Origin of the sequence: Moorena sp. SIO4A1 (genome assembly GCF_010672065.1) — a bacterium.
Taxonomy (GTDB): domain Bacteria; phylum Cyanobacteriota; class Cyanobacteriia; order Cyanobacteriales; family Coleofasciculaceae; genus Moorena.
On sequence record NZ_JAAHHX010000339.1, the window covers coordinates 1 to 2,191 of the forward strand.

The window sequence follows — 2,191 nt, forward strand, 5'->3', positions numbered from 1 at the left end:
AGGGTGGGCAAATGGACATGATTCCTGATGAAATTGCCAAAATATCATAATTTGCCCACCCTACCCTACTGAATGCGATCTGCTCTGTTGTTTCTTGGGTTAACAAAGGAAGCTATGCCACATTGGTAGGGATGTAGCGCGGTCTTGGGGTGAACACCCCCAGTGCCATTCGGCTATATCATGATGATGTGACTGTTAAAGATTTAGTCAAGCTCATGGGTAATCTACGACAAAGCCAAACCAGACAGACACAAGCTCGAGATCAGTCAATAGTATCGGGAAGTAGGAAGCCAACATACCACCCAATCGAGGAACTGCAAGGGATAATCGGCAACCGAGCACTGGGTAATCTAATTAAATCCCAGCAAGACTTATCTCGACAAGTTCATCGAACCCAAGATCCTCTACTGAGTACTGTCTCCCCTGTTAGTGGGCAGTCAATCCAGCGAATGCCAAGGTTTCGGGGACTTTCCCATGAGTTAATGGGCCATTGGCAGCAGGGGAATCCAGTACAGGCGAAGCTGACTATTGGTGAAGCTGGGGACAAGTATGAGCTTGAAGCTGACCGAGTAGCATCGGAAGTAGTGGATCGGATCAACACACCAGTGACTAGTCACAGCACTCAACCAGAGTCGATTCAAGCTCAAGGTCAGCAAGATGAACTGATGAGGAAGCCAATGGTGCAGCTTCAATCTGTAGAAGGTGGGATGGCAGCTACCCCAGAGTTGGAAAGCTCAATCCAACAGGCAAAGGGGTCGGGGATGCCCATCGCCGAAAGTATCCGGAAACCAATGGAACAGTCGTTTGGAGCAGATTTTAGTGGAGTCAGGGTTCACGCTGATGCCCAATCTAACCAGTTGAATCAATCTATTCAGGCTCGTGCTTTTACTACAGGTAAAGATATTTTCTTTCGGCAGGGGGAATATAATCCTGGGAGTCGAGGAGGGCAAGAATTGATTGCCCATGAGTTAACCCATGTGGTACAGCAAATTGGTAGTACAGTACAGCGACAAACAGAAAGCCAAGACTTTAATCAGGGTGTAATACAACGAAAAATTATTACTTTTAAGCCTCAACATCCTAAAGCAGAATCAGCTTACACTCCTGAAGAAAAGGAAGGAAAAGAAAAAGCTGAGAAAGTAGATAATGAAGTAGAAAAAGCGTTTGATGAATTTATAAAAGGTAATTATGATGGTGCATCAGAAGCCCAGAAACTAATTTATTTTAGGCGCAAGCAAGAATATGAGGACGGAAAGAAAGTTATTCATCCCTCGACGGCAGCCGGTTACGTGATTGAAGGAAAAGCAAATGTAGGAATAAAAGCCTTGGGTTCTGAATTTGAAACTCAAAATACTACTCTTCTCAAAGGAACTAGACCTGACGTTGCCATAAAACTCAGTACAGGAAATTATGCATTGGTAGATATTACAGCACAGAAGAGTGCCGGGCACATCCTTGATAAGAAAGGAAATTGGACTGGACATGCCAACATCCCCTATGTCGCTGAATCTATTTATCCTAGTATAAATTTTGACGATCCCAGCAGTACCAAATCCTTGAGTGATGATGAAGTAGAAGCTGCAATTAAAGCAGCAAAAGAGAGTGAAGACTTTAAGAAATTAGCAGAACAGGAGTGGCTAGAACAACAAGAAAATATCTTTAAAAAATATCAAGAAAAGGTAGAAGACATCATAGATAATTTTAATAGAGACATCAAAGAAGGTGGAAAGCCTAATAAGGCTATTTTTAGATTAAACCAGCGTACTCGGCAATCATGGCTAGAAGAAACTGGATTAATGATACGCTTAAATACTGATATTAATAAGGATGATTATACCCTTATAATTGACAAATACAACAGTCGCAATTACAAAGAACAGGTTGAATTTTATAAGAACAATTTAAATAAAGAATACAGAGTTAAACAGAATAATTATAAAGCTATAGAGCAATGGCTTGATGATAAAATACTTAACTAAATCTTCTAACAGGGGGACAACGAGGCATGAAAGTCTTATGTAGTGAGCGATACAGCAGAAAGAGATAAAAAAAGATAGGTCAAAAGTAATAGCCCTGACCTATCTAAACAAAATGATAGCGTGCGCTATACCAAAAAATTATCCCAAATCAGCTGCATCACACAGCATATCTATTACTAGACTTGATGGTAATTAGTTTACAATTACTCAAA

At 40.9% G+C, this 2,191-nt stretch carries 1 protein-coding gene; it reads left to right on the forward strand.

From position 1 onward, the window contains the following. The first annotated feature begins 149 nt into the window (after positions 1–149). Positions 150–1,979 carry a DUF4157 domain-containing protein gene (locus F6K53_RS37990; RefSeq protein WP_293066804.1) on the forward strand — a complete coding sequence of 610 codons (1,830 nt, stop codon included), beginning with the start codon at positions 150–152 and terminating at the stop codon, positions 1,977–1,979. Positions 1,980–2,191: the final 212 nt, after the last annotated feature.